General features: G+C 41.6%; 28 protein-coding genes and 1 tRNA gene. 18 read left to right on the forward strand and 11 right to left on the reverse strand.

Going from position 1 to position 25794, the window contains the following annotated elements:
• Position 1: 1 nt before the first annotated feature.
• From glyS to PCRYO_RS10515, 3 genes are all read right to left on the reverse strand, one after another.
• Positions 2–2095: a glycine--tRNA ligase subunit beta gene (gene glyS, locus PCRYO_RS10505; protein WP_011514372.1), complete on the reverse strand. Its 2094-nt coding sequence runs from the start codon at positions 2093–2095 to the stop codon at positions 2–4.
• 9 nt (positions 2096–2104) lie between these two features.
• Entirely contained in the window at positions 2105–3079 is a 975-nt protein-coding gene (glyQ, locus tag PCRYO_RS10510) for a glycine--tRNA ligase subunit alpha (protein ID WP_041753601.1), read from the reverse strand.
• A gap of 453 nt (positions 3080–3532) precedes the next feature.
• A complete protein-coding gene (locus PCRYO_RS10515) occupies positions 3533–3745 on the reverse strand; it encodes a PspC domain-containing protein (protein ID WP_011514374.1) in 213 nt (70 codons plus the stop codon).
• Positions 3746–4292: 547 nt separating this feature from the next.
• Here PCRYO_RS10515 and nadR point away from each other — a divergent pair.
• The 3 genes from nadR to PCRYO_RS10530 all read left to right on the forward strand — a co-directional run bounded on the left by nadR (position 4293) and on the right by PCRYO_RS10530 (position 6813).
• The gene (gene nadR, locus PCRYO_RS10520) at positions 4293–5339 is read left to right on the forward strand and encodes a multifunctional transcriptional regulator/nicotinamide-nucleotide adenylyltransferase/ribosylnicotinamide kinase NadR (protein WP_011514375.1); all 1047 of its coding nucleotides are present in this window, start codon (positions 4293–4295) and stop codon (positions 5337–5339) included.
• A 61-nt stretch (positions 5340–5400) separates the two neighbouring features.
• On the forward strand, positions 5401–6162 hold the full coding sequence (gene pnuC / locus PCRYO_RS10525; protein ID WP_011514376.1) for a nicotinamide riboside transporter PnuC: 762 nt from the start codon (positions 5401–5403) through the stop codon (positions 6160–6162).
• 195 nt (positions 6163–6357) lie between these two features.
• Positions 6358–6813, forward strand: coding sequence for a DUF962 domain-containing protein (locus tag PCRYO_RS10530; RefSeq protein WP_011514377.1), 456 nt, complete (start codon positions 6358–6360; stop codon positions 6811–6813).
• Between the two features lie 256 nt (positions 6814–7069).
• Here PCRYO_RS10530 and PCRYO_RS10535 read toward each other — a convergent pair whose 3' ends face one another.
• On the reverse strand, positions 7070–7861 hold the full coding sequence (locus tag PCRYO_RS10535) for a glucose 1-dehydrogenase (protein WP_011514378.1): 792 nt from the start codon (positions 7859–7861) through the stop codon (positions 7070–7072).
• Positions 7862–8220: 359 nt separating this feature from the next.
• Positions 8221–8295: transfer RNA gene (locus PCRYO_RS10540), tRNA-Gly, on the reverse strand.
• A gap of 498 nt (positions 8296–8793) precedes the next feature.
• Here PCRYO_RS10540 and PCRYO_RS10545 point away from each other — a divergent pair.
• From PCRYO_RS10545 to PCRYO_RS10560, 4 genes are all read left to right on the forward strand, one after another.
• The gene (locus tag PCRYO_RS10545; RefSeq protein ID WP_011514379.1) at positions 8794–9606 is read left to right on the forward strand and encodes a M48 family metallopeptidase; all 813 of its coding nucleotides are present in this window, start codon (positions 8794–8796) and stop codon (positions 9604–9606) included.
• Between the two features lie 208 nt (positions 9607–9814).
• The gene (locus PCRYO_RS10550; protein WP_011514380.1) at positions 9815–10159 is read left to right on the forward strand and encodes a BolA family protein; all 345 of its coding nucleotides are present in this window, start codon (positions 9815–9817) and stop codon (positions 10157–10159) included.
• A gap of 74 nt (positions 10160–10233) precedes the next feature.
• The gene (locus PCRYO_RS10555; protein WP_011514381.1) at positions 10234–10593 is read left to right on the forward strand and encodes a SirB2 family protein; all 360 of its coding nucleotides are present in this window, start codon (positions 10234–10236) and stop codon (positions 10591–10593) included.
• A gap of 133 nt (positions 10594–10726) precedes the next feature.
• The gene (locus PCRYO_RS10560; RefSeq protein ID WP_011514382.1) at positions 10727–11128 is read left to right on the forward strand and encodes a hypothetical protein; all 402 of its coding nucleotides are present in this window, start codon (positions 10727–10729) and stop codon (positions 11126–11128) included.
• A gap of 118 nt (positions 11129–11246) precedes the next feature.
• Here the strand turns inward: PCRYO_RS10560 and trxA are convergent, their stop codons facing one another.
• The gene (trxA, locus tag PCRYO_RS10565) at positions 11247–11681 is read right to left on the reverse strand and encodes a thioredoxin (protein WP_011514383.1); all 435 of its coding nucleotides are present in this window, start codon (positions 11679–11681) and stop codon (positions 11247–11249) included.
• 90 nt (positions 11682–11771) lie between these two features.
• Entirely contained in the window at positions 11772–12644 is an 873-nt protein-coding gene (locus PCRYO_RS10570) for an MBL fold metallo-hydrolase (RefSeq protein WP_011514384.1), read from the reverse strand.
• Positions 12645–12995: 351 nt separating this feature from the next.
• Here PCRYO_RS10570 and PCRYO_RS10575 point away from each other — a divergent pair, with 351 nt between their 5' ends.
• The 6 genes from PCRYO_RS10575 (at position 12996) to PCRYO_RS10600 (ending at position 17945) form a co-directional block, all read left to right on the forward strand.
• Entirely contained in the window at positions 12996–13286 is a 291-nt protein-coding gene (locus tag PCRYO_RS10575; RefSeq protein WP_011514385.1) for an ArsR/SmtB family transcription factor, read from the forward strand.
• 70 nt (positions 13287–13356) lie between these two features.
• The gene (locus PCRYO_RS10580) at positions 13357–15069 is read left to right on the forward strand and encodes a SulP family inorganic anion transporter (RefSeq protein ID WP_011514386.1); all 1713 of its coding nucleotides are present in this window, start codon (positions 13357–13359) and stop codon (positions 15067–15069) included.
• Positions 15070–15248: 179 nt separating this feature from the next.
• Positions 15249–15575 carry a beta-lactamase hydrolase domain-containing protein gene (locus PCRYO_RS10585; protein ID WP_011514387.1) on the forward strand — a complete coding sequence of 109 codons (327 nt, stop codon included), beginning with the start codon at positions 15249–15251 and terminating at the stop codon, positions 15573–15575.
• A 123-nt stretch (positions 15576–15698) separates the two neighbouring features.
• On the forward strand, positions 15699–16031 hold the full coding sequence (locus tag PCRYO_RS10590) for a TIGR01244 family sulfur transferase (RefSeq protein ID WP_011514388.1): 333 nt from the start codon (positions 15699–15701) through the stop codon (positions 16029–16031).
• 169 nt (positions 16032–16200) lie between these two features.
• A complete protein-coding gene (locus tag PCRYO_RS10595; protein ID WP_011514389.1) occupies positions 16201–17058 on the forward strand; it encodes a bile acid:sodium symporter family protein in 858 nt (285 codons plus the stop codon).
• A gap of 146 nt (positions 17059–17204) precedes the next feature.
• The gene (locus PCRYO_RS10600; RefSeq protein WP_041753237.1) at positions 17205–17945 is read left to right on the forward strand and encodes a glutathione S-transferase family protein; all 741 of its coding nucleotides are present in this window, start codon (positions 17205–17207) and stop codon (positions 17943–17945) included.
• An 86-nt stretch (positions 17946–18031) separates the two neighbouring features.
• On the opposite strand, the gene ahpF is transcribed toward PCRYO_RS10600, so the two are convergent.
• Complete coding sequence (gene ahpF, locus PCRYO_RS10605) at positions 18032–19609, reverse strand: alkyl hydroperoxide reductase subunit F (protein ID WP_011514391.1); 1578 nt, start codon at positions 19607–19609, stop codon at positions 18032–18034.
• A gap of 524 nt (positions 19610–20133) precedes the next feature.
• Here ahpF and PCRYO_RS10610 point away from each other — a divergent pair.
• The 3 genes from PCRYO_RS10610 (at position 20134) to PCRYO_RS10620 (ending at position 21851) form a co-directional block, all read left to right on the forward strand.
• Positions 20134–20382: a YdcH family protein gene (locus PCRYO_RS10610; protein WP_011514392.1), complete on the forward strand. Its 249-nt coding sequence runs from the start codon at positions 20134–20136 to the stop codon at positions 20380–20382.
• Positions 20383–20505: 123 nt separating this feature from the next.
• Positions 20506–21024, forward strand: a complete 519-nt coding sequence (locus PCRYO_RS10615) for a helix-turn-helix domain-containing protein (RefSeq protein WP_011513068.1) — start codon at positions 20506–20508, stop codon at positions 21022–21024.
• Complete coding sequence (locus PCRYO_RS10620) at positions 21012–21851, forward strand: IS3 family transposase (RefSeq protein ID WP_083759463.1); 840 nt, start codon at positions 21012–21014, stop codon at positions 21849–21851. The genes PCRYO_RS10615 and PCRYO_RS10620 overlap by 13 nt, the downstream gene beginning before the upstream one ends.
• Before the next feature lie 113 nt (positions 21852–21964).
• On the opposite strand, the gene ahpC is transcribed toward PCRYO_RS10620, so the two are convergent.
• On the reverse strand, positions 21965–22531 hold the full coding sequence (gene ahpC, locus PCRYO_RS10625) for an alkyl hydroperoxide reductase subunit C (protein WP_011514393.1): 567 nt from the start codon (positions 22529–22531) through the stop codon (positions 21965–21967).
• A gap of 278 nt (positions 22532–22809) precedes the next feature.
• On the opposite strand from ahpC, the gene PCRYO_RS10630 reads away from it, so the two are divergent.
• Together PCRYO_RS10630 and PCRYO_RS10635 are read left to right on the forward strand one after the other, a co-directional pair.
• Positions 22810–23718, forward strand: a complete 909-nt coding sequence (locus PCRYO_RS10630) for a hydrogen peroxide-inducible genes activator (RefSeq protein WP_011514394.1) — start codon at positions 22810–22812, stop codon at positions 23716–23718.
• A 45-nt stretch (positions 23719–23763) separates the two neighbouring features.
• Complete coding sequence (locus PCRYO_RS10635; RefSeq protein WP_011514395.1) at positions 23764–24438, forward strand: HD domain-containing protein; 675 nt, start codon at positions 23764–23766, stop codon at positions 24436–24438.
• Here PCRYO_RS10635 and PCRYO_RS10640 read toward each other — a convergent pair.
• Both PCRYO_RS10640 and PCRYO_RS10645 read right to left on the reverse strand, forming a co-directional pair.
• The gene (locus PCRYO_RS10640) at positions 24413–25018 is read right to left on the reverse strand and encodes a methyltransferase domain-containing protein (protein WP_011514396.1); all 606 of its coding nucleotides are present in this window, start codon (positions 25016–25018) and stop codon (positions 24413–24415) included. The genes PCRYO_RS10635 and PCRYO_RS10640 overlap by 26 nt on opposite strands.
• A gap of 106 nt (positions 25019–25124) precedes the next feature.
• The gene (locus PCRYO_RS10645) at positions 25125–25793 is read right to left on the reverse strand and encodes a M48 family metallopeptidase (RefSeq protein ID WP_011514397.1); all 669 of its coding nucleotides are present in this window, start codon (positions 25791–25793) and stop codon (positions 25125–25127) included.
• Position 25794: the final 1 nt, after the last annotated feature.

A 25794-nucleotide genomic window follows, 5' to 3' on the forward strand; every position in this document is an offset into this window, starting at 1 on the left:
ACTATAACTGTAGCTCACTGATATCAGCTACAGTTAAAAACAATGCGCGTACTTGCTTAAGCAACGCTAAGCGGTTGGCTTTAAGCGCCGTATCTTCACTGTTGACCATCACATTATCAAAGAATTGCGTCAACGGCTCATCTAAGCTAGCAAGCGTTTGCAATACTTGCGTATAGTCAGCCTGCTCAAGTAATGGTTGTACCACTGTCTGTGCTTGCTTCACACTCGCATATAAATTTTGCTCAGCAGGTTCAGATAGTAGAGCTTCATCAACAGTGTCAGCAACGCTCACTTCTGACTTGGCTAAAATATTGGCGACACGTTTGTTTGAATCAGCAAGCATCGACGCTTGAGGTAAGTTGCTAAACGTTTGAACGGCACGAATACGCTGATCAAAATCAAGCGGCATATGCGGGTTAATCGCCTGTACTGCTTGGATGGTATCGACGTTAACGCCTTGCTCGGTATACATCGCCCGATAGCGCGAGTTCAAAAATGCCATCACTTGGGTAAATGTGTCGCCCATCTTGTCAATCTTGCTACCTTCCGCGGTACTATAGCCCTTAATGGCTTGCTCAATGAGAGCCACTAGATTAATTGGCAGCTGCTTTTCAATGAGAATACGCAGGATACCAATCGCTGAACGACGTAAACTGAACGGATCTTTTGAACCTGTCGGTGCTTGGTCAATGGCAAAAATACCGACGAGCGTGTCCAAACGATCTGCTAATGCTAAGCAAATACCAACTGGCGTCTGTGGTAATACATCACCACTGAACTTGGGCAAATACTGCTCTTCTAAACTGGCTGCTACGGCTTCTGGCTCATCATTCAAACGTGCATAGTAAGTACCAGCGATACCTTGTAATTCAGGATATTCACCGACCAGTGAACTTGCCAAGTCTGCTTTGGACAAAATACCTGCACGCACTGTTTGATCGATATCAATTTGCTGACCTTGCTGTTGCATTAAGGCGGCAATAAAGGCGGCAAGCTTAGCAATGCGCTCAGATTTTTCCCAAATCGTACCCAGCTTGTCTTGGAAGACGCGAGTTTTTAGGCTTTCTGTCAGCGCAAATAATGGCTGCTTTTGATCTTGTAAGAAGAAAAACTCTGCATCAGCCAAGCGTGGACGCACGACTTTCTCATTACCTTCAATAATTTGATTAGGATCTTTTGACTCAATATTGGTAATAAAAATAAAGTAAGGCTGCAATTTGCCTGCTTTATCGGTTAAGCAAAAATACTTTTGATCCGCTTGCATGGTAGAGATAAGCGCTTCTTGCGGCACTTGTAAAAAACGCGCTTCAAAGCTTGCACGCAGGGCAATAGGGAAATCAACCAATGCGGTGACTTCATCTAATAAACTCTGCGGCACGATAGCGTCAGAACTAACCTCATCTGCCAATGCCTTGACTTGGTTTTTAATCAGCATTTGACGCTTATCAAAATCAGCTACGACTTTTAAACCATCAAGCAGTTGCTCATAATCATTGGCATGCGCAATGTTATGGTAATCAGGGCTATGGAAGCGATGACCACGAGTTTGCGTCCCTGTCTGATGACCTTGGATAGTGGCATCAACGACAGCATCATTTTGCATCAAGACTGCCCACTGTATGGGACGCACGAACTCATTACGGCTCGCGCCTGAACGCATACGTTTAGCAATCGGCAAATTATCAAGTGCAGTTTGAAAAATAGCAGGTAGCAGCTCAGTGGTTGCTTGACCCTGAATCGTTTGCACATAACCGACGTAATCACCTTTATCGGTATTAATAGTGGTCAACTTGCTGGCTTCAATACCCAAACCTTTTGCAAAGCCCATCGCCGCACGGGTAGGATTACCATCAGCATCAAAGGCAGCTTTAATCGCAGGTCCACGTTTTTCCTCAGTACGATCCGGCTGTTTATCGCTAATGCCTTGAATCTGTATTGCTAAACGACGCGGTGCCGCAAAGGCTTTGATACTATCGAAGCTGATATTAGCGTCTGCTAATTGCTCGGTAACACTTTCTTGTAATGCGTCACGTAAAGGTTTTAGACTTTTTGGAGGCAGCTCTTCACACCCCAGTTCAAATAGAATAGTACTCATGGGATGCTCCTATTTATTGTTATTAGTAGTTTGGTTGTTATCTGTGTTTTCAGTTGCCACATCTTCTTTTGGCAAATACTTATCGAGCGCCGCTTGACGATGCGCCTCATCCGCCAACGGAAAGCCCAGCTTAGCGCGTGCTTCGACATAACCAATAGCAACCTTACGAGCAAGCGTACGCACACGTAGGATAAAACGCTGACGCTCAGTCACTGAAATGGCACCGCGCGCATCAAGCAAGTTAAAAGCATGTGAGGCTTTTAGTACCATCTCATAGGCTGGTAGTGGCAAACCTTCAGCCACAAGCTTATCCGCTTGCTGCTCATAAAAGTCGAACATCTGACCCATCATTGGCACATCGGCGTGTTCAAAGTTATAGGTAGACTGCTCAACTTCGTTTTGATGAAAGACATCACCATAAGTAACGCGACCAAACTCGCCATCTGCCCAAACCAAATCATAAACGCTATCGACGCCTTGCACATACATTGCCAAGCGCTCAAGACCATAGGTAATCTCACCTGTCACAGGGAAACATTCAATACCGCCCACTTGCTGGAAATAAGTAAACTGAGTGACTTCCATACCATTGAGCCAAATCTCCCAACCAAGTCCCCACGCACCTAGCGTTGGCGATTCCCAGTTGTCTTCCACAAAACGCACATCATGCACCAATGGATCAATACCAATCGCCTCAAGTGAGCCTAAATACAGCTCTTGGATATTAAGCGGATTGGGCTTAAGCACCACTTGAAACTGATAATAATGTTGTAAACGATTTGGGTTGTCACCGTAGCGACCATCGGTTGGACGACGTGATGGCTGCACATAGGCCGCGTTCCAGCGCTCAGGACCTAATGAGCGCAAAAATGTTGCGGTATGAAATGTACCTGCGCCGACTTCCATATCATAAGGCTGTAAGATCACGCAGCCCTTATCCGCCCAATAATTCTGCAAGGTCATGATTAAATCTTGAAATGTCATCGGTTGAGAGTCTTTTTCTTGTGTCATCGAGGTTGTCGCTTGTGATGTCATAGTTTGGATTGTCATAGTTTGGGGCATCGTAATAAAGCCACTGTGGAATTAGTATTATGAAATAAAATATTGATAGCGCTCGTATCGCCTATATAGCAACGAGTCTATTTGACTGCTCACCTTACTAAAAATTGACTATTTTATCTATATTTACCTGAACTAAATTTACACCCTTTGCCGAAATATTCAGTGTATGGATCATCAATAAGTAGATTTATGAGTGAATTGTAATCTTAAAAGCAATCAATGGTATGGATAAAAAAATACCCAAATGCGTGAGCATTTGGGCAGGAGGAAAGGTATGTCTTGGGCATCCTGATTGTTCAGGCTTTTTGTTTTTTGGGGTATTGCAATTTCTTGTTGAACTAGTTTACTTTATCACTGCTCTTATAAATCAATACTTTACTGATAAGACTGACCATTTGCCTTCGGCATAATGATCCATAATATGATATAAATCAAAATACCAGGTACTGCAGCACTCAAAGTTGAGATAATAAAAAACAGTACTCTCACCCAAGTTGGTGACCAACCGACATATTCTGCAATGCCACCCATCACGCCCGCTATCATGCGATTATTCTGTGAACGATGTAATTTTGCTAGCTTAGCCAAATCAAATACCTCTTTTTATTATTTATTTTAGTATTACTTTTATGAACTGCTTTATGATTTTATTTTAAAGACGTTTTACGTTTGTCTTTAAACTTATGAATAAGTATAGCAATTATTTCTCTTATATCTGTTGGCTGTGTAGACGTGCTTTGTGAATTTATGCTACTTAAGCTTACTCTAACCTCTCATTAAAACCCGTAAACCTCTGATTTTAAATAGTTATTTCAAATTGTTTCAGAGGTGGCTTTGTTTCTCGCATATTACACCTTTTGTTACATGTGCTATATTCTTTAATGAAACCAAATGCTTAGACATTATTATTCTATCTTAAAAATAATCACTTATTTATTAGAATCATAATCTAGTAAAACGAAAACATAATAAGCAGATAAATCATTATTTTATTGATGAATACATCATAAAATAGGGACTATTTACAATAATCTACGGGTAAGTATTCACGAACCTTTATACCATGCTTATAAATACTAAAAACTTTAGACAACTAAAAATAAATTGCACTCAGTAAGTTTGAATAAGGACAGCTATGTACGAGTCAGGATTGATGATTGGACATTTTGAGCCGCTACATTTGGGGCAAATGCGCAGTATATTGAACGCAGCAGGACAAGCAAAAAACTTACATCTTGTCATTATGACCCACCCGTCGCCGCATCCAGATTTTAAAATCACGTTGCAAGATAAAGCGCGTTGGTTACAAATGGCTTGTGCTGATTTACCTTTTATTCATATTCATACCACTGATGAGATTGAGCTACCAGTACATGAAAGCTTTGCAGATGTGACGATTGATATCACTGCCAGTAACGCTAAGCTGCAACATTTGATAGATGCGTTAAACTTGCCTGCTGAAACCGTAGTATTTGTCGCAGAGAACCACCCTTTAGCACAGTCTGATATTTGTAAGCAGCTAATCATGCAGGTGGTCACAACACCGTTACAGCCTGACTTTGACTCTTATGCCATTGCACGAAATCCGGTCGCATATTGGTCAGCGCTACATCCGCAAGCACGCAGTAACTATACTAAGACGGTTGCTATTGTCGGCGGCGAAAGCTCAGGTAAGACGACCTTGGTGCATAAGCTGGCCAATTATTATGGTGCTAGCTTTGCGCTTGAGATGGGACGGGTTTATGTCGGTACAGATTTGGGCGGCACCGAAATTGGACTACAATATAGCGATTATGGACCGATTGCCTTGCACCATGCGCAAGCGATTCGTGATGCAACAAGTATAGCCACGGTGCCAGTGACGATAATTGATACCGATTTTGTCACGACCCAAGCGTTTTGTGAAGAGTACGAGGGCCGCACCCATCCTTTTGTGGCTGCTTGTATCGATGAGTTTCGCTTAGACCATACAATTATGCTCGATAACAATGTGCCTTGGATTGATGATGGTATGCGCTCTTTGGGTACACCTGAGGCACGTGGTCGTTTTGAGGCGCGTCTATTGGATATTTTCGCCCGTCATGATATTAAGCCGCACATGATTGATCAACCAGATTATGAGGCGCGCTATCAGCAAGCATTGTTATTTATCGACCAGTATATTTATGGTCAAAAGCCGTAAAAGATAACCCAAATTAAAAAAGCATCACTGACACTATTATTTATTTTAGGAATATAACGCCATGCGTATTAAGCTACTAGACAATATCACTGGGAAATGGGCCATACAATGGATTGTCATTTGGTTCATTTGCGGTGTGCTTGCCTTATCTACAGGGTTTTGGCTGACCACCGAACACACCACGCTCGATTGGTTTTACTTAGGCGTGTCTTTTATCGGACTGGTATGCGTGGTTTCATTATCCTTTCGAAAAAACGTCTTAGGTAATGGCTTTGGTATGGGTGCGACAGCCGGTGAAGTGGTCGTACAAGCGACATCTGGCGCTGTTGGTCTGATGCTTGCGCCTTTGTTCAATTTCTTTACCCATGTCTATGGTATTTTTTATTGGTCAAAGCATACTGATGCCGATGGTGATATGGTGCCCAAATCGGCGAGCAAATGGATTTGGCTACTGACCATTAGCTTTATGGTGATTGGACTTGCCTTATTCCCAACGGTAAATAATTTACTAGCAAGCTATGGTTATGCGGTCGTTGAAGATGATAATAGTAAATTTTTAGGCCTTATTTCTTTCTTTTGGATTAATGTTATTGCCTTCGTACTGTCTATTACCGCTCAGGCAGCGATGATTCTGCGCTATTCGTTTAACTGGTGGTTATGGATTTTATCCAACTTCGTTTGGTTGACCGTAAACTTGATGTCAGGCAATTACATCTTTGCCATTCAGACCATGGTGTATCAAGTAAACTCGTTTGTCGGGCTTTATGAATGGTACCGCAGCGAGCAAGAATCGGTCGAGACACCAACACATATCAGAAAATAAAAACCAATAGGCCGATTCTATATGAAAATTAATGTGGCACTTCAGCTTGAGTAGATGAAAGGGTCTTAGATTAGAGTATTTGACTCTACGGTCTAACAGATAAAATGGCGAATTACTCAGATTAGTGCTACAACTGGTAGTCGTAAGTAACTTTATTTATCTATTAATCATTCATTTACTAACAAGGAGGTTGGTATGTCTGTCACTCAGAAAAAACGAATGTCCAAACGTACGCTTGAGCAATGGCTCAGTGAGTATTCAGTCAGTCATCAAAATCTTATCAATAAAAAAATCCATTGGCTCTGTGTTCCGGCTATTTTTGTCAGTCTACTTGGGATGGGGATGTCGCTATCCGTTTGGTTTACCTTAATAATGAGTGCCTTGGTATTGTTATTTTATATGCGCTTATCAACGCCACTATTTATGGCAATGGGTATTTTTATTCTTATTTGTCTTTCAGTAATGACTCTATTCCCTTGGGGTTTTAAAGTTTGGGCGGCTGTCTTTGTGGTGGCATGGATTGGGCAGTTTATCGGTCATAAGCTTGAAGGTAAAAAACCTTCTTTTTTTGAAGATTTACAATTCTTGTTGATTGGTCCGGCATGGGTTGCAAATAGCTTAATGGGACGTAAGCGAGCTAGTGAATCATAGCTAAATCAGATAATGAGAGTCGATATTATTTTTAAATGGAAACGACTATACAATAAAGAAACGGCACCCAATCTCTTATTAAGTGCCGTTCCTATAGTCAGTCCTAAATAAAAGAAATACAAATTTTATAAAGCACTACTGGGGTTAATTTTTCTTGCTTGCTGTGCCTACGCAGACAGAGGCTGCGAATAATTAAACCCAGTAGTTCTGTACTCTTTTAAAAGTGGATCACCTATATCATAAAAACTACTGTCTATTAATCCAAAGTCTGTACACCACCACCATTCACAAATATGGTTTGACCACTGACCCAAGTCGATATTGGCGCAGCAAAATATAACATAGCACCAGCGATATCATCAGCCTCACCCAAACGCTTAATAGGCGTATTTGCTAGCATTTTCTTCTCAATCTCTGGCGTTAGCACCGTCTTCAAAGCATCGGTACGCGTAGCCCCTGGACCTACTGCATTGACGCGTACTTCAGGACCGAAATCATGTGCCAAGTTTGCTACCATATGATTGACAGCTGCTTTTGAGCCTGCATAGCCGCTCATATTCGGGCTTTTATTAACACTTGACATCGAGGTAGTAAATACAATCGAGCCATATCCTGATTTTTTCATATGCGGCGCGCACAGTTGACTTAAGCGCCAGCCACTAAAGACGTTTAACTCAAAATCACGGCGAATGTCATCGACCGATGCTGTATCTGGGTTTTCACGACCGCCACCACCGCCGCCCGCATTGTTGATTAAGACATTAACAGTCCCAAACTCAGCGACTACTGTATCGACCATAGCGACCAAATCATCGTCTTTTAGAATATTACATTGTACGGCAAGTGCTTTTACCCCAAGCGCCTCAATATCTTTTACTGCTGCTTGTGCATCTTCAAGTTTTAAATCAGCAATCGCAATGTTAGCACCCGCTTCTGCCAAACGTAGCGCCGTGGCTTTACCAATACCATTTGCACCGCCCGTCACAACGGCAACTTTACCTGACAAATCGAATAATTCGTTAAATGCTTTATGTTGAAATTCTTGCATAATGATTCCTCAATATAGATTTACTCAGCTCGTTTACAGCACTATTAAATGCATAGCTATTGAAAGCGTATGGCTAATACCTGCATCAATCTTAAGAATAAGCAGTTGCCAATACGACTATTTCAACGCGATTGTGATCGAAGCACTGACTAGAAATAATTATGCGTGGGATAGCTTGTTCTAATGTGCTAAGTTCACGCAGTTTTTGTATTGATTTATATTTGACTGAGTATCATGCCACTATAGGCATTGCCATTGGCTGTGGATGCTGCTAACTGATTGCTAACTCAAATTTCAGACATAAAAAAAGCCTCACTTCTTATAAGAAGTGAGGCTTTAGTGCTTTTACAAGCCATATTTGGAGCGGGAAAAGAGATTCGAACTCTCGACCCCAACCTTGGCAAGGTTATGCTCTACCACTGAGCTATTCCCGCTTAATATCAATCTATAGCGTTATTGCTAACAGCTACGTCTCGATAGGCTGGCTATTTTAGCAAATATTCTGAGCGTGTCAACAGGTTTTTTTAACTTTCTTATAGATATCACAACTTTTAGGTGTTTATTAGGACGATAATTCTCATATACAATTGATTTTATGGTTTATTTTTCTAACCATCGATATCCAATTATTTTTATAAATAATTGCTTAAATGTTCTCTTTAACGTATTTGCTAATTATTCGAGCAGATTTATCAGCAAGTTATACATGAATACCACTTACAATCCTACCTTGTATTGTTACTTTTGCTCTATTGGTTTTCAACAGTTAACATAATTATACTTATGCACAAGGACGGTTCAGGTAGAATTTTACTGTTTTAGTAGATTGAGAGAAGGTAGTAGAACGTCAATAATAAGCTTCCCTTACCTCTACTGCATCAACACTGCTGTTATTTACTTTAATTTTCTTATTTATAGCGAGGACATTTACTATGAAAAAACTACTTACCACGACAGTTATGGCAGCTTCATTGTCAGCACTGGCATTAACAGGTTGTACTAGCACGACCAGTACGGGTGCCGTTGGCGTTGATCGTCAGCAGTTGCTACTCGTATCAAGTGAGCAAGTATTGCAACTATCCGCTCAGAGTTATAATAAAACGATACAAGAAGCACGATCGAAACGTTTGCTTGATACCAACACTGCCCAGCTGAATCGCTTGAAGAATATCTCTAACCGTTTGGTCAATCAAGTTGGCGTCTATCGCCCTGATGCGGCAAAATGGCCATGGGAAGTGCATACGATTAAATCTAATGACTTGAATGCTTTTGTGCTGCCGGGTGGTAAAATCATGTTCTACACAGGCATTATCGATCGTCTGAACTTAAGTGATGATGAAATCGCTGCTATTATGGGTCATGAGATGTCTCATGCCTTACGTGAGCATTCACGTGAGCGCCTATCGCGTCAATATGCAACTCAGACCGGTATCGGTGTCGCAGCCAGTATTTTTGGTCTATCACAAGGTCAAGCTCAGCTTGCAAACGTCGCCGGTGACCTAGGTTTGAGCCGTCCGCATAGTCGCACCCAAGAAGCTGAGGCGGATCAAATCGGTCTTGAGCTAATGGCACGTGCAGGCTACAACCCACAAGCCGCTATTACCTTGTGGCAAAAAATGCAGCGCGCCAGCCAAGGCGAGCCACCACAATTCTTAAGCACTCACCCAACCAGTAGCAATCGTATCGCTGAGTTGCAGTCACTGATGCCAAAAGTAATGCCGCTCTATCAAAGAGCACGTCGTTAATAGTGTTTTTTAAGCAGAATTTTTGAAGTAGACACTCATAAATAATGACAAGCAGAGCCCATATCATCATGTGGCGCTCTGCTTTTTTATACCTGTTACTCATAGAATGCATTCCATCAATACCATGCAGACTCGATATCGGCGTCTGCTATAATGGTGACGATATATTGTCTAACGACAATGAAGCTTAATAGAATAAAGGATTGTTATGACTACCATTACCTCTACCACCAGTAGCACCCCTACTGCCGACGCACTTAGTCAGCAGTTGCAAGAATTACAACCGCTGCATATGCAACTCGTTAACGAATCAATGAATCATGCCGGTTATTTTGACGGTAAAGAAAGTCATTTTAAACTTATTATGGTCAGCGAAGCGTTTACAGGTAAGCGCTTGGTTGCCCGTCACCAAATGGTTTATCATTTGGCAGATGCATTATTAACCTCAAAAGGTGGTCAAATCCACGCCTTAGCGATTCATGCCTATACACCGACAGAGTGGCAAGGTCAAAACCCTGATAGCCCGTTATGTGCTGGACAAAATAAAGGCTAAATGATATTTATTTTTTGCAATAAATAATCACATGCTATCGATGAAAAATATAATTTTAAAGGGAACCATATTTAATGAAACATTTACATATGCTCATGGCCGTGCTGTTGATTGTGCTGTTTTTATATCAAAGCTATCTGGTATTAAGCGCAAATAAGCAAGCACCACGCGTGGTCAAGATATCGTCGCACATCCTCTACGCTGTTATGATTCTTTCGGGCGTTGGTATGCTGATGCAATTGATGAGCGCCAATGCACCTGTACAATGGGTATTTGCCAAAATCATCTTGCTTGTGGCTGCTATCAGCGCCAGTATAAAAGCCTTTAATAATACTGCAACACCGAGCCAAAGAAAAACCGGTATTCTCATTGCTGGGGCGGCATATGTGGGTATTGTGATACTTGCCTTTACTAAACCGGGTAACTTATTCTGATAAGCACTTAGATAAGCACAAATACTCCTGCAATGAAAATGACGAAATATTCTATGTATTTTCAATATCTTAATGAGACTATTTTTGCTATCTTAAATAAATAAAAACGCAATATTAGCTTACTGGAGCCGCTATGAAAACTCTTACTGTAACAGCATTACTAGCAACCGCTGGCATTTTTGGTCTCTCAGGCTGTGCTTCTACGGGTAATATTACGCCGCAATATATCCCGCCAAGCACCTATCAGAGCTATGATTGCCAAGCATTAAATCAAGAATATATCCGTGTTAATAGTTATGTGAATGCTGCCCGTAACGAGCAATCAACCTTAGCATCGACAGGTGTGGGTGTTGGGATATCTGCAGGGCGCTGGGGCATCTCCCCTAATATCAGCTTTGGGGTTGGTCAAAGCAACAACAATAAAGCTCGTGATGCCAAGTTATCGCGTCTATACGGCGAACGTGATGCGATTATCCAATCTGCCCGTATTCAGCGTTGTAGCTTTGCTAATGGCATTAAGATTTATGGTGAGTAGGCTAAAACTGCTCTAATTCATCCAGCATAATAAAAAAGCCAATACGCGATACACGTATTGGCTTTTTGTTGAATTCAATAAAGTCAGACTTATGAGACAGCATTTATTGCAATAACAACTACTTTAAGCTTTGTACCCATTGCACGATTTGATGGCTTGGTAACGCTCCCGACTGCCGTGCTATCTCTTTACCATTTTTAAATGCTACCATCGTTGGTAAACTGCGAATATTATAAGGCGCCGCTGCTTGCTCATATTTATCGGTTTGTATTTTAGCAAACACGATTTGTGGCAACTGGCTGGCAGCTATCTTGAACTCCGGTGCCATCATAAGACAAGGTTGACACCAACTGGCCCAGAAGTCTACGATGGTCAGCACTTCATTTTTTTGAATGACTTTACTCACCGTTTGGGCATTTAACTCATGCGGCGTTGCAGTCAGTAAAGGCTTCGCACATTTACCGCAGTTTGGTGCAGCACTGAGTTTGGAATCTGGTACACGATTCGTTGCTTGGCAATGTGGGCATACTACATGAGCATTTTTTTCACTCATAATAAGACTCCGTTAAATTATCATAAATATGAAATTATCATAAAAAGACATGGATGAGTTGGATGAAACAGCACTGTACTAACACGGTGTTTATTCCCCAAGGACATTGATAGGTACTTTTAGATAACGTGTACCATTATTCTCATGTTTTGGAAAATGACCAGCATCGATATTGACTTGTACTGCTGGAATAATAAGCCTTGGCATCTCAAGATTGGCATCACGGCGCTCACGCATCTCTACAAACTCTGCTTCGTTGATACCCTCTTTTACATGAATATTGCCTAATTTTTGCGCAGCGACCGTCGTAGTTGGACAATGTTTACGACCCTTACTGGGATAGTCATGGCAAAGATACATCATCGTATCTTCGGGCAATTCGAGCAATTTTGTAATCGACTGGTATAGAGTTCTCGCATCCCCACCTGGGAAGTCACAGCGCGCCGTACCCACATCAGGGGCAAATAAAGTATCACCGACAAACACCACGGTTTTTTCGTCGTCAGTGGCAAGATAAGCCATGTCAGCACGCGTATGACCGGGGACATACATAGCAGTAATAGTAATGCCGCCTAGCGCTAAAGTGTCGCCATCATCGGTCAAAACATCAAACTGACCGGCATCGGTGCGAAAACTACTATCAAAGTTAAAAATCTCCTTAAATATTTTTTGTACTTCAGTAATGTGCTGACCGATCACTAACTGCCCGCCAAGTATCTCTTTGACGTGAATAGCTGCCGATACATGATCAGCATGGGCGTGAGTTTCGATAATATAGATCAGCTCCCAACCATGCTCTTTGACAAATTCAACTACTTCATCGACGCTCGTTGTACGCGTACGTCCTGACTTGGCATCAAAATCCAATACGGGATCAATAATCGCACACACTTGCTGCTCAATGTCGGCGAGCACATGGGTATAGGTTTCTGTATCGCTATGTAAGAATGAATGAACTTGCATGACTACTCTCCATTTTTATATGAATGTTTTAATTTTCGATGAATTGTTACGTATAATAGGACGATATCTATCGTATTTAAAATAAGTCTATCAATTGGCTATAAGCATCAATATAGCAATTATTTTATAATATATCAATTTATATAATGTAAATAATGATAACTTGCTATAAATGGCGATATGATTGATAATTGACCCTATACAGTTATATACAATTTTTTCATTTATATTTTTATCTCTTATCTCTTATCTAAGGAGCTCGCTCTGATCACTTCTACTTCAGTACTGAGCACATTTGATACCAATGGTGACAGCAATGACGGCGTTGCGCCAAAAGACCTTGCTGAAAAAATGCAGCAAGCATCAATGCAAGCCAGCCAACTGCTTAAGTCACTCTCGCATCCTGATCGCTTGCTCCTCCTCTGTCAACTAACTCAAGGAGAGTACTGCGTCAGTGAGCTTGAAAGCTTAGTCGGTGTTGGGCAGCCAAGCTTATCGCAGCAGCTTGGTATTTTGCGTAAAGATGAGCTAGTGACGACACGCCGTGAAGGCAAGCAGATTTACTATAGTATCGCTAGTGATGATGCATTAGCCATACTAGAGCTGTTGTATCAGCGTTTTTGTGCCCCTGCTGAGGCATAGATGATTGGCTAAATCTCATTGATTAAATTCTGATGTTCATGAACATTTTTTATTGTGAGGACGTACTGCCATGCCCTCTATTGCCACTCGACTGATACCTGTTTGGTTACGTCAATATCAGCTGTCTGCCTTGCCAACCGATATCATTGCAGGGATAGTCGTTGGTGTGCTCGTTATTCCGCAAAGCTTGGGCTATGCGGTCTTGGCAGGCTTGCCTCCGGTCTATGGCTTATACGCGGCTATCGTGCCTGTGGCGGTATATGCGTGGCTCGGCTCTAGTAATGTACAAGCCGTCGGACCTGCTGCTGTGACCGCTATTATGACTGCAAGCGCGCTGCATCCTTATGCGGATAAGGGCGCTGAGCAGTATGTACTGATGGCAGCCCTACTAGCACTCATGATGGGTGCGATTTTGTGGCTGGCAGGACAGCTGAAATTGGGCTGGATTATGCAGTTTATCAGCCGCGGCGTCTCTGCTGGATTTATCAGTGGTGCCGCTGTGCTTATCTTTATAAGCCAGCTTAAATATCTAACTGGTATACCCATTTCAGGCGATGGCTTAATCGGTTATTTATCGAGCATGCAGATGTATGCCAATCAGCTGCATCCGTTGACGCTAGTAATTGGTATCAGCGCCTTTGCACTCATGCTTCTTAATCGCTATGGTAAAAAATGGGTTTGGCAGTCTTGGTTATCCGCCTCTTATGCGAAATGGGCAGAGCGCCTGTTTCCTCTTATACTGCTGACCGCTGCAATCGCTCTCAGTATCGTTTTACATTGGACGACAAGCGGTGTGGCAACGATTGGTAATGTACCGAAAGGACTGCCAAGCTTTACAGCGCCATATCTGCCAGACTTTCATGAAGCGCTCAATTTATTACCGACTGCAGGACTGATGGCGCTGATTGCGTTTGTATCGAGCAGCTCTGTTGCTAGCACTTATGCGCGTTTGCGCGGTGAGCTATTTGATGCCAATCGCGAGCTGACAGGGCTTGGACTGGCTAATGTTGCCGGTAGCTTTTTTCAAAGCTTTCCTATCGCTGGCGGATTTTCGCGTACGGCTATCAATGTCGATTCAGGTGCCAAAACGCCTTTAGCGAGCTTGGTCACAGTGTTAGTTATGATAGCTGCCTTGATAGCATTCGGGTATCTGCTTGCCCCGCTGCCCTATGCAATTTTGGGCGCAACCATCATGGCAGCTATCATAGGTCTTATTGACATAGCGACGCTAAAGTCGGCATGGCACCGCGACCGCTTAGATGCAGCAAGTTTTATCGCCGCGTTTGTCGGCGTATTGATATTTGGGTTAAATACAGGGCTCGTGATTGGACTTATGGTGTCATTTGCTAGCTTGATTTGGCAGTCAAGCAAACCGCATGTCGCTATCGTTGGGCAGCTAGCAGGGACAGGTCATTTTCGTAATATTAATCGTCATGATGTAGTGACCTTTCACAATCTATTGATGCTGCGTATTGATGAGAGCTTGTTTTTTGGTAATAGCGAATCAGTGCATCGTCACGTGGTACAAGCCACGCGTCAATATCCAGAGGCAAGCGAGATTATTCTTATTATGTCGGCCGTTAATCATATCGATTTGACCGGACAAGAGATGCTTATCAGCTTAAACCAAGAGCTATTAAATCAAAATAAGCATTTGAGCTTTAGCTTTATTAAAGGCCCTGTAATGGACATCATTGAGCACACACCGGTGATTACTGATTTATCGGGACACGTTTATTTAAGCACTATGGATGCAGTTAATGGTTTAAAAGACACTCATTAATGTCATTTGTACTGTTTATTAGGCTAAGAATAATTAATGGCTATCTATAACATATAGATATGATAAAAGCTGTGTTATGCTAAATTATTAGGACAACTAAAAAAAACTACTAGCCTGTAGCGCTTTTTTTGAACTCATTATATCCTCTACTTTTTTTATAACCTTTATTGATATTACTTATGACCGATGACTTAACTATTTATAAGCAAATTTACCCAAGCCAATGTATCAAAATTGCAGAGCTTGGCTACCGCTCTGTGCTTAATATTCGTCCTGACGCTGAGGTTGATTCGCAGCCTAATAGCTGTGATTTTAGCAGTGCAACGGCGAAAGCCAATTTGAATTATCAGCATTTACCCTTTGATGATGAGCGCTTAAGTATGGCGACTGTGGAGCAGTTTGCTGCTTTTTATCGTACGATGCCAAAACCCATATTGATGTTTTGTGGTACGGGCGCACGTGCCAAACTGTTGTACCAAAGCGCATTGATGCAAGGGCTGATATAAGCGTTGATATAAAAAGGCAATAAAGCTTACATACTTTATCTTTAGAAAATTATCCATTGCGCTTAGGCTTTGTATTCTTGTACTATCCATTTAATTTTAATATAAAAAATAAAAGGAGCTCTTATGAGCCATCAAGTGAGTATTACCGGACAAATCACCCCTGACCAAGTACCGATGATTGCAGAAAATGGTTTTAAAACCATTATTAACAATCGTCCGGATGGTGAAGAACCGAACCAGCCAACCAGTGCTGAGATTGCTGCTGCCGCCGAAAAAGCAGGACTTGCTTATAAAGAAGTGTCCTTTGCTGGTAGTGAGCTCAATCAGAACCATGTTGAAGAGTTTGCTGACTTTTTTAATCAAGCTGAGCAACCAATGTTGATATTCTGCCGTACGGGCAATCGCTCAACTGGTATCTATGAAGCGGCTAAGCGTATGGACTTGCTAGACGACTGATATCATAATCAATAATTTAAAGCAATAAACCAAGAAGCCCATATAAACATATGGGCTTTTATAATATTTAAGACTATATTTTAGATGCTGTAAAGCAATATATCGCCACAAGGAATGGGCGTTATAAATATAATGCAAGTATAACCGTTAACTTTACAAGGAATGTTCCATGAGTAATACCGCATTAGCTCTGCTGCCATTAGCCCTTGCTTATATTATGTTTACCTTAGGAACAGGGCTTAAGCCCAGTGACTTTAAGGTTATTGCAAGTCACCCCAAAGCATTCTTTATAGGGTTGATTAACCAAGTTGTCTTTGTACCACTCGTGGCTTTAGCGGTCGTCTTACTGATGTCGCCACCACCTGCCATCGCCTTTGGTATTATGCTGATTAGCTTTTGTCCCGGCGGCGTGACCAGTAATATGCTCACCTACTATGCCAAGGGTAACGTAGCACTGTCGGTCGCGCTCACGGGCGTAGTCAGTCTATTATCGGTGGTGACCCTGCCTATCTTAATCACCTTGGCTTTCAATCACTTTATGAAAGACCAAGCAGGCTCTATCAGTGCAGTAAAAATCGGCGTTGTCATGTTTTTATTGACCACCTTGCCAGTGACGATAGGTATGCTCGCCCGTTATAAATTCACTGATTTTATGGTGCGTAGAAGCGGCATCTTAAATGGCTTAGCCAGTGTCTTTTTTGTCTTAATCGTCCTTGCTGCTATTGCTACCAACTGGCAGCTATTACAGGAGCAATTGGCTTCTATTGGACTTGAGCTTGTGCTGATTATTGTCACCTTATTTATCATCAGTATTTTGACGGCAAAGGCGTTACAGCTAAGCTGGTTTGATACCAAAACCATCGCTATAGAAACCAGTATTCAAAACAGTACGACCGCGATTACCTTAGCCCCTATTATTATGGGCGTGAGTACATTGCCAGTTATTGCCTTACCTGCTGCCTTGTATGGCGTACTAATGTATGTGATTGCACTGCCGATTATTTTTCTGATTAGGAATAAAAACTGATTGAATAAGTAAGCCTTAATGAGACTATAAGCTATGCCCGTCCAAATTTCGGATGGGCATTTGCACAATGAAATACCTAAATAACGAGATCGTTTAATTCAAGTAGCATATAAGTGCTACTTTTCAAAAAACTATAGAGTATGATTATGAAAAAACCGCTACTCATTATCGGTAATAAAAACTATTCATCATGGTCACTGCGAGCTTGGCTACTACTCAAAGCATTCAATATTGACTTTGATGAGCAACTTATTGAGCTGTTTCATCCATCAGCGACACCCATTCTCAATGAACATGCGCCAACAGGAAAAGTGCCGGTTTTGATCTATGGTCAAGGTGATGAAAAAGTTACGATATGGGATACTTTAGCGATTGCCATTCATGCCAATGATTATCTGACAGACTTAGATATTTGGACAGGATTGAGTAAGTCTCATACTGAGAGCAATACTAGCAACAGAATAAATAGTGCTTATTGCCAAAGTATCATTGCTGAGATCCATTCAGGGCTAATAGGTATCCGTGGTGAGATGCCGATGAACATTCGAGCGACTGCTAAAATACGTCCGAGCGCCGCTTGCTTAGCCAATATTGCCCGTATTGAGTATATCTTTGCAGATTGTTTAACAAACAGATCACCAGATAGCTATTTATTTGGTGATTTTACGGCCGCTGATGCATTTTTTGCTCCTGTTGTTTTACGGCTACAAACCTACGCCAAGGCTTCAGGAATCATATTAACACCGCTTACTGAACAATATTGCCAGACTCTTCTAGACAATCCCCATGTCCAAGCATGGCAAAAGTCAGCACTTAAAGAAACTCGCATCATTGAAGAAGATGAAGCAGGTGAGATACTATCTGTAGAAGGGATATTGGCTAAATAGCATTTACTTAACGTCTATAAGTAACAAAGCTCCGATACCTATTAGGATATCGGAGCTTTTTATTTTAGAAGATATTAAAGACTGGCTTACTGCATAACCAAATATTCAAACGCTGATAATGCCGCTTTTGAACCTTCACCCATCGCAATATTAATCTGCTTAAAGGGTACAGTCGTAACATCACCACAAGCAAAGATACCTTTGCGATCTGTACGGCAGCGCTCATCAATTTCAATCTCGCCAAAGCGGTTTAAATCGACGAAGCCTTTAACGAACCCAGTATTTGGTATCAAGCCAATCTGTACAAACACCCCTGCAACATCAAGCTCTTTATTCTCGCTGCTATTGCGATCTTGATAGATAATAGACGATACTTTACCCTCAGTCGCTTTAATTTCTTGGGTCGCTGCACTGGTAATGATATCGATATTTGCCTTTTCTTTGGCTTTATTAATCAATACCTGATCCGCTTTCAAATCATCAGCAAACTCAAGCACGGTCACATGCTTCACGATACCAGCAAGGTCTAATGCCGCTTCGATACCAGAGTTACCACCACCGACGACGGCAATATCTTTACCTTTGAAGAATGGACCATCACAGTGCGCACAGAAAGCCACGCCTTTACCGATGTTTTCTTCTTCGCCAGCGACCCCAAGCTTACGCCATTGAGCACCAGTTGCCAAGATAATACTACGCGTCTCAAAGGTCTCACCGGTATTCAGATGAATGCGATAATTTTCATCAGCTGTCTCACTAATCTCTTTGACGCTGACGTGCTCTTTAAGCGTAATATTATATTCGCGCAAATGCTTTTCAAAGTTCACCGAGAGCTCGCCACCTGTGGTTAAAGGTACTGAGATTAAGTTTTCAATATCTTGCGTATCTTTTACTTGCCCACCGATACGGTCAGCCACCATGGTAACTTTTAAGCCTTTACGCGCGGTATAAATCGCAGCAGCAACCCCAGCTGGACCCGCACCAATAATCGTCACATCTTGTTGCTCTAACTGTTCAGCATCATCTTCAGCTTCTGCTAACAAATCAGGAAATTGCTCTTGTAACTTCTCAATCAATTTAGCCGTGTCAATCAGACCATTAGCAAACGGCTTGCCGTTTAAGAATACTGCTGGTACGCCTTGGATATTATTCGCTTCTACTTGCTCTTGGAATAGTGCCCCATCGATCATCTCATTACTGATGTCATCGTTTAGCAGCGCGAATTGGTTTAGCGCTTGCACAACTTCTGGGCAGCTGTGGCAAGAAAGCGACACGTAAGTTTGAAACTGTAGTGGCTTATTAAAGCGTTTAATCAGCTTTTGAATGCCTTCATCGAGTTTTAACGTATGACCACCCGCTTGCAAAATCGCCAATATCAATGAAGTAAATTCATGACCACCAGGAATACCACTAAAGACAATACCTGTATCCGTCAAAGCACCATCAATGTGACTGATTACTTTAAAACTGATTGGGCTTGGCAAACTGTCATCGTTAGCTTGTGCGTCAAAATTAATCTTATCTGTCGTACCAGCGATTTTGCTCAAAAAATCAATCAACTCAGCACGCTTGCTATGCTCGCCACTACCTAAGACAAAGCTGATTGGGCGGGTCATATTTACGCTATAGCTCTTTACGGCATCTAATAAGCTTTGGTCTATCATAATTGTTCCTTGTTATTATCGAATATGTAACGTCAGCATCAGTGCTGCGCGTTTAAATGAGTAAGAGTCATATGCCAATACTGCTATTTATATGCGGCATATAACCTTTGATACGTCTATTATCAAAGGTTTGAGAGTTTTGAGCAAGCGGATAAACTCAAACCTTATGTTTTATAAAACCTATCATAAATCAATATTTTTATTTAATTTCAAAATTACTTCTAAATGATAATCAATACTAACTATAGTATCTAAGTATTTTTTTCGCTACAATCGAGTGAAGCGGATAGAAGAATTCTATGCGTGTTATGGCAGATTTACTTTTATAAGTATTCGATAAATCTGTTTATCAAACATACTTTTTAAAAGTAGATTCGCTGGCATTAAGCCTCATCGTTATTCAGTTAAATAACGGTTCGGTTCCATAAAATCTAAGTCTCATAATTATAGTAATTCATCAAAACAATCTTAAGACCATGCGCGGATGCTTATACAAGCTTGCGCTTCATAACAAGGATGACAAGATGAGAAAGACAGATACATGGCAAGATAACAAAGATATTATTGCTGAGCTTAAGCAAAAAGACAGTCACTTTGCGACTATCTTTGATGAGCATACCCAGCTAGACCAGCAAATCAATCAGCTTGATAAAGATATGGTCACGCACGCTAGCCGTGAAGAAGAAATCGAGCAGATGAAGCGTCGCAAGCTGCATCTAAAAGATGAGATTTATAAAATAATCGATAAAAATAAATTAGGATCTCATGCCTAACTAACAGCTATTTAGACCATTAGCTATCATGAAAAATGATAAAATTTAGATAAGAAAAAACCCCATTAGCATAAGTTATGAACCGACCCCCATAAGTTGGACACAACTTATGGGGGTATTTTTATGCGTTACGATCTAGACTTTAAGATGCAAGTCATCGCATACTATCTGCAAGGACATACCGGACTTGCCACAAGTGAGAAGTTTAAAGTAGATTCGAAACTTGTACAAAAATGGGTTAAGCAATATCAAAGCGGTGGTATAGACGCGATCAAGCCAAAGACAAGTAAGGCTAAATACAGCAGTGGGTTTAAATACAAAGTGATTACGACCATGCTGACGCAAGGATTAAGTCAATCCGAGGTCGCTTTAACATTTAATATCAGCTCACCTGCTTTAATTAGCCACTGGCACAAAGCATATCGACAACAAGGCATGTCTGGACTAATAACCAAGCCTAAAGGTAGAGCCGCCATGACCAAGCCATTTATCACAAGCAAACCAGATGATGAGAAAACCTTAGCAGAGCTTAAGCGTGAGAATGAATACCTACGTGCAGAGGTTGCGTACCTAAAAAAGCTCGATGCCTTGCTCAAAGCGGAGGAACAAGCAGGCAAAAAGCAAGGCTCATCGAAGCACTAAGACAAGAGCACCCTTTATCTGCTTTGCTAAACATCGCTAAGATGGCTAAAAGTGTCTTTTACTACCATAGGTGTCAGTTTGACGTTAAAGACAAATATGGAGACTTAAAACAGCGTATTACTGAGCTTTACCATCAGCATAAAGGCAGGTATGGTTATCGTAGAGTCACGGCTGCATTAAAGCAGCTAGATTGTCATCATAACCATAAGCTCATCGCTAAGCTTATGCATGACATGAAGCTTAGCGCAAAGATAAGACGTCAGAAGTATCGCTCCTATAAAGGACAACAAGGTAAGATTGCGAAGAACTATTTAAAACGCCAGTTTCATGCAGATAAACCAAATAAGCGCTGGCTGACCGATATTACTGAGTTTAAGGTGGGTGATGATAAGCTGTATTTGTCACCCATACTTGATTGTTATAACAATGAGATTGTCAGTTATACACTCTCAAAGAGACCCACTTATGACTTAGTTGGCAAGATGCTAGAGGATGCTTTGGCAAAGACGAAAGCGTGCCGTGATAACAAGTTAATGCTGCACTCTGATCAAGGATGGCATTATCAAATGAGACTGTTTGGACAGGTGCTGAAACAGCATGGTATTAAGCAAAGTATGAGCAGAAAAGGCAACTGTTTGGATAATGCGCTCATGGAGGGGTTCTTTGGTACCCTAAAGTGTGAGACGATTTATATTGAAAAGCCTAATTCGATTGAAGGTTTAGAGAAACAGATTCATGAGTATATTCACTACTATAATCATGAAAGAATTCAACTCAAACTAAAAGGACTGAGTCCTGTTAAGTACAGAACTCAGTCCTTGATATAAACTAAACCGTCCAACATTTGGGGGTCAGTTCATTAATGGGGTTTTTTATACTTTATTTAGTATGATGAATAAGCAGATACTGCCTTCTGTCACACTATCCAAGCAATAGTTACTTAGATTTTACCAACCAGATCAAGACTTGGTTTTAAAGTCTCTTGACCAGCTTCCCAAGCGGCTGGGCAAACTTCGCCGTCGTTTTCACGAACATATTGTGCCGCTTTTACTTTACGTAGCATATCTTTTGCACTACGGCCAATACCGCCAGCATGGATTTCAGCAACTTGAATTAAGCCGTCTGGATCTACTAAGAATGTACCGCGCTCAGCTAGACCAGCTTCTTCAATCATGACATTAAAGCCACGAGTGATACGGCCAGTAGGATCACCAATCATTGGGTAAGTTACTTTACCGATTGCTTCTGAAGAATCATGCCATGCTTTATGGGTGAAATGTGTATCCGTTGATACTGAGTACACTTCTACGCCTAAACCTTTTAACTCGTCGTAATGACCTGCCATGTCTTCAAGTTCAGTTGGGCAAACAAAGGTAAAATCGGCTGGGTAAAATAGGAAAATTGCCCAGCTGCCTTTTACGTCTTCTGAAGTAATGGTTTTAAATTCACCATTTACAAACGCATCTGCTGAAAATTCTGGGATTTCTTGATTGATAATAGACGCCATGAGTGGCTCCTTTTTTTGATTGATTAAAGTTTCGTTAATTGAAATTTATTTATAGATTTGCATCTATTAACCCTTACACTATCGGGGCTACCTGACAAACTATACGCGAATTCTATGGTTAATCCAGTTAAAAGTTTTTAATGTGATGTTTTGTTTTATTAAACTTGTTAAACTATTCTCTCTACTTTTTATATTTATACATCAATGAACATTGATAGTGTACACAAGATAAATAAGTAAAACAAATTGCATGAAAAACTCATTATTAGAGAGGTTTTATGATTACTTTACGTCAACTTGAGTTCGCCTTAGCCGTCGCCAAACACCGTCATTTTAAACGTGCAGCAGAAGATTGTAATATCTCGCAATCAGCGCTGAGCTTGGGTATCGCTGAGTTGGAAAAACAGCTTGATACACAAATTTTTGAGCGAAATAATAAACAAGTCTTGATCACCCCTATCGGTGAAGATATCTTGGTGCGGGCGCAGCGGGTGTTTTCTGAAGTCAACGACTTGACCACCCGTGCGCATAGCCATCAATCGCCCCTTGCCTACCCTATGACCGTTGGTATTATTCCAACGATTGCACCTTATCTGCTACCAAAAGTGTTGCCTGCGCTGCGTGAGCACTATCCAGAATTTCGTATGACTATCGTCGAGCAACAAACCGAACGCTTGCTTGAGCAAGTGCGTTATGGACATATTGATACCGCTATTATTGCACTACCTTATGCGGTAGATGGTTTACATAGTTTTGAGTTTTGGAGCGAAGACTTCTTTGCCGTCTTTCCAAAAAATGATGTACATGCCAAGCTCAAAACGATCAACGCTGATGAGCTGGCAACGGCAAATCTCATGTTACTTGGCGAAGGGCATTGCTTGACTGACCAAACGCTATCTGTCTGCCATTTTGACCGTGCGCAGATGAAATCCAGCTTTTCAGATGCCAGCTTAAACACACTTATTCAAATGGCACTTGCTAATATGGGTACGACGTTAGTGCCAGAAATGGCGTTAGACCAGCTGCATCTACAGAACCAAAATGCGGTCGCTGTGCCACTGGCTGAGCAAGGCCCTCATCGTCATATTGCCTTTGTCACACGTCTAAATTATGCCCGTGTCGATGATGTCAATTTGCTTGGTAAAGTGTTTAAGCAGGCATTTGAAGACGCTGCCAATAAGAAGTAAATAACAATTTCTAAATGATAGACAATCATCAAACGAAGGTTGAATATGGACGGATTGTCACAAATAGAGACTGAGCTTGGTAAGGTTTTTGAGTGGCATTTAATAGCTATTAACAATACTATCAAGCTCGCGAAAGTTAAAGCGCTTTGGCAAGATATCGCCGTGCGCTATAATGAAACCCAGCGTGCTTATCATAGCTTGCAGCATATTCAGCAATTATTTTTGCAGTTTGAACAGATTAAGCATCATTTGAATGAGCTGCATATCATCGCTTTGGCGCTCTATTATCACGATGTCATTTATGATCCAAGGCGCTCAGATAATGAACTAAAAAGTGCAGAGTATATGGTAGAGGCATTAAGATGCTATCTGAGTGCTGAGCAATGCCAACATATCTACGCACTGATTATGATGACAGCCACTCATGAGCTGCATGAATGTCTAGATAAAGATACTGTCAGTGACGCCGCTTATCTCTTAGATATGGATTTAAGTATTTTGGGTACGCCTTGGTCTGAATATGAGGTCTACGCACAAGCGGTGCGTCAAGAGTACCGCCATATAGCAAACGAGGATTATCGTACTGGGCGTATTACAGTCTTGCAGAAATTACTCTCACACCCAGTACTTTATTTGACAGCGTATTATCATAACTACTTCGAAGTACAAGCTCGAGACAATATCAAGCGTGAAATCAGTCTTTTACATGCATCTCAATAAAAAGCTCACTGCCTTGCCGTGCTGGGTGTGAATTGTAACTCGGCTCCATAATATCAATGTCAAAATGAGTCGCAAAACGCTGCTGATATTCATCTTTTGTACCGCCAAACGGTGGCTCATCTCGCCCAAAATCTTTGTCAAATAGCAACCCAATCAGTTTACCATTCGGCTTCACTAATGATGCCATCTGCTGCACGTACTCGTCACGGCGTGATGGATTTATCGCACAAAAAAACGTCTGCTCAAGCACCCAATCAAACTGATATTGCTCAGGCGATAACTCAAAAAAGTCGGCACAGATTAGATGCTTAGCTGGAAAATTAGGATAACGCTCAGCAAACGCTGCAATCGGCGCAGGGGCAAAATCAACCAAGGTGACATTGGTAAACCCTTGCTCATGTAGATAACCCACCTCGTAAGCATTACCTGCACCCGGCACTAAAACAGCCTGATTTTTAGCGGCTTCAGGTAACTGGTCAATATAAGCTTTTAGTGGCGGCGACACCTGTCCCATATCCCAACCGATACTGTCTTGCTCATAACGCTGCTGCCAAAACTGCGCTTGATTGACGTTTTCCATATGACATCCCTGTAGATAAATCTATTATTTAAACGACACGATTCGTACCGTTATGTCTTATCATATCAGGCTTATCGACATGACTGAAACCACCCAAGTATTATTTCTAATCGAGCTGACCACCTTTACCTGCCAGCATATCGTGCCAATGCTGATAGTCAGGCATCGCAGTCGCTACGATTTGCCAGAACGCGCGGCTATGATTGGCATGATGTAAATGACACAGCTCATGGACGATGACGTATTCGGTGCATTCAATAGGATAAGCAGGCAGATACACAGATAACCAAATTCGGCTCGCACGCGTGTTACAACTGCCCCAGCGCGTATGCATTTTTTTTAGGCGTATCTCATTGGCTGTCGCACCGACAATCGGTTGCCACTTTGCAAATAATGCAGGCATTGCTTCAGAAAGATGTTGCCGATAATAGGCAATTTTTTTATCGTGGTTTAAGGTGAATGGTTGCTTTATCCCCCACAATAGCAAGGTGCTGTCAGCCGTTGGAGATTCCTTTGAAGGAAATTGTTGGCGCTTATATTGTTCTAAGACTTGTGGGTGGTTTTCTATCGCCCATGGCACGCGCCTTGCTACAGCCTGTGCGACTTGTGTTGAGCTAATAAACGATGGCACAGACACCATTAGCTTATGTGGCTTTAAGCGAAAATTAATATTTTTAACCCGCTTTTTGCTTATTTGTAATTCAATGCCTGCCTCTGACAAACATTGAATAGTGTTTTGCAACAAAGGACTATGGTACTCAGGTGTCACATTCATA

The organism is Psychrobacter cryohalolentis K5 (genome assembly GCF_000013905.1).
In the GTDB taxonomy this organism is placed as follows: Bacteria; Pseudomonadota; Gammaproteobacteria; order Pseudomonadales; family Moraxellaceae; genus Psychrobacter; species Psychrobacter cryohalolentis.

What these genes read in the sequence shown, in the direction of transcription:
- glyS (WP_011514372.1), bottom strand. Translation starts at nt 2,095, where the DNA reads ATGAGTACTATTCTATTTGAACTGGGGTGTGAAGAGCTGCCTCCAAAA.
- glyQ (WP_041753601.1), bottom strand. Translation starts at nt 3,079, where the DNA reads ATGACATTTCAAGATTTAATCATGACCTTGCAGAATTATTGGGCGGAT.
- nadR (WP_011514375.1), top strand. Translation starts at nt 4,293, where the DNA reads ATGTACGAGTCAGGATTGATGATTGGACATTTTGAGCCGCTACATTTG.
- pnuC (WP_011514376.1), top strand. Translation starts at nt 5,401, where the DNA reads ATGCGTATTAAGCTACTAGACAATATCACTGGGAAATGGGCCATACAA.
- PCRYO_RS10530 (WP_011514377.1), top strand. Translation starts at nt 6,358, where the DNA reads ATGTCTGTCACTCAGAAAAAACGAATGTCCAAACGTACGCTTGAGCAA.
- PCRYO_RS10535 (WP_011514378.1), bottom strand. Translation starts at nt 7,861, where the DNA reads ATGCAAGAATTTCAACATAAAGCATTTAACGAATTATTCGATTTGTCA.
- PCRYO_RS10545 (WP_011514379.1), top strand. Translation starts at nt 8,794, where the DNA reads ATGAAAAAACTACTTACCACGACAGTTATGGCAGCTTCATTGTCAGCA.
- PCRYO_RS10550 (WP_011514380.1), top strand. Translation starts at nt 9,815, where the DNA reads ATGACTACCATTACCTCTACCACCAGTAGCACCCCTACTGCCGACGCA.
- PCRYO_RS10555 (WP_011514381.1), top strand. Translation starts at nt 10,234, where the DNA reads ATGAAACATTTACATATGCTCATGGCCGTGCTGTTGATTGTGCTGTTT.
- PCRYO_RS10560 (WP_011514382.1), top strand. Translation starts at nt 10,727, where the DNA reads ATGAAAACTCTTACTGTAACAGCATTACTAGCAACCGCTGGCATTTTT.
- trxA (WP_011514383.1), bottom strand. Translation starts at nt 11,681, where the DNA reads ATGAGTGAAAAAAATGCTCATGTAGTATGCCCACATTGCCAAGCAACG.
- PCRYO_RS10570 (WP_011514384.1), bottom strand. Translation starts at nt 12,644, where the DNA reads ATGCAAGTTCATTCATTCTTACATAGCGATACAGAAACCTATACCCAT.
- PCRYO_RS10575 (WP_011514385.1), top strand. Translation starts at nt 12,996, where the DNA reads ATGCAGCAAGCATCAATGCAAGCCAGCCAACTGCTTAAGTCACTCTCG.
- PCRYO_RS10580 (WP_011514386.1), top strand. Translation starts at nt 13,357, where the DNA reads ATGCCCTCTATTGCCACTCGACTGATACCTGTTTGGTTACGTCAATAT.
- PCRYO_RS10585 (WP_011514387.1), top strand. Translation starts at nt 15,249, where the DNA reads ATGACCGATGACTTAACTATTTATAAGCAAATTTACCCAAGCCAATGT.
- PCRYO_RS10590 (WP_011514388.1), top strand. Translation starts at nt 15,699, where the DNA reads ATGAGCCATCAAGTGAGTATTACCGGACAAATCACCCCTGACCAAGTA.
- PCRYO_RS10595 (WP_011514389.1), top strand. Translation starts at nt 16,201, where the DNA reads ATGAGTAATACCGCATTAGCTCTGCTGCCATTAGCCCTTGCTTATATT.
- PCRYO_RS10600 (WP_041753237.1), top strand. Translation starts at nt 17,205, where the DNA reads ATGAAAAAACCGCTACTCATTATCGGTAATAAAAACTATTCATCATGG.
- ahpF (WP_011514391.1), bottom strand. Translation starts at nt 19,609, where the DNA reads ATGATAGACCAAAGCTTATTAGATGCCGTAAAGAGCTATAGCGTAAAT.
- PCRYO_RS10610 (WP_011514392.1), top strand. Translation starts at nt 20,134, where the DNA reads ATGAGAAAGACAGATACATGGCAAGATAACAAAGATATTATTGCTGAG.
- PCRYO_RS10615 (WP_011513068.1), top strand. Translation starts at nt 20,506, where the DNA reads ATGCGTTACGATCTAGACTTTAAGATGCAAGTCATCGCATACTATCTG.
- ahpC (WP_011514393.1), bottom strand. Translation starts at nt 22,531, where the DNA reads ATGGCGTCTATTATCAATCAAGAAATCCCAGAATTTTCAGCAGATGCG.
- PCRYO_RS10630 (WP_011514394.1), top strand. Translation starts at nt 22,810, where the DNA reads ATGATTACTTTACGTCAACTTGAGTTCGCCTTAGCCGTCGCCAAACAC.
- PCRYO_RS10635 (WP_011514395.1), top strand. Translation starts at nt 23,764, where the DNA reads ATGGACGGATTGTCACAAATAGAGACTGAGCTTGGTAAGGTTTTTGAG.
- PCRYO_RS10640 (WP_011514396.1), bottom strand. Translation starts at nt 25,018, where the DNA reads ATGGAAAACGTCAATCAAGCGCAGTTTTGGCAGCAGCGTTATGAGCAA.
- PCRYO_RS10645 (WP_011514397.1), bottom strand. Translation starts at nt 25,793, where the DNA reads ATGAATGTGACACCTGAGTACCATAGTCCTTTGTTGCAAAACACTATT.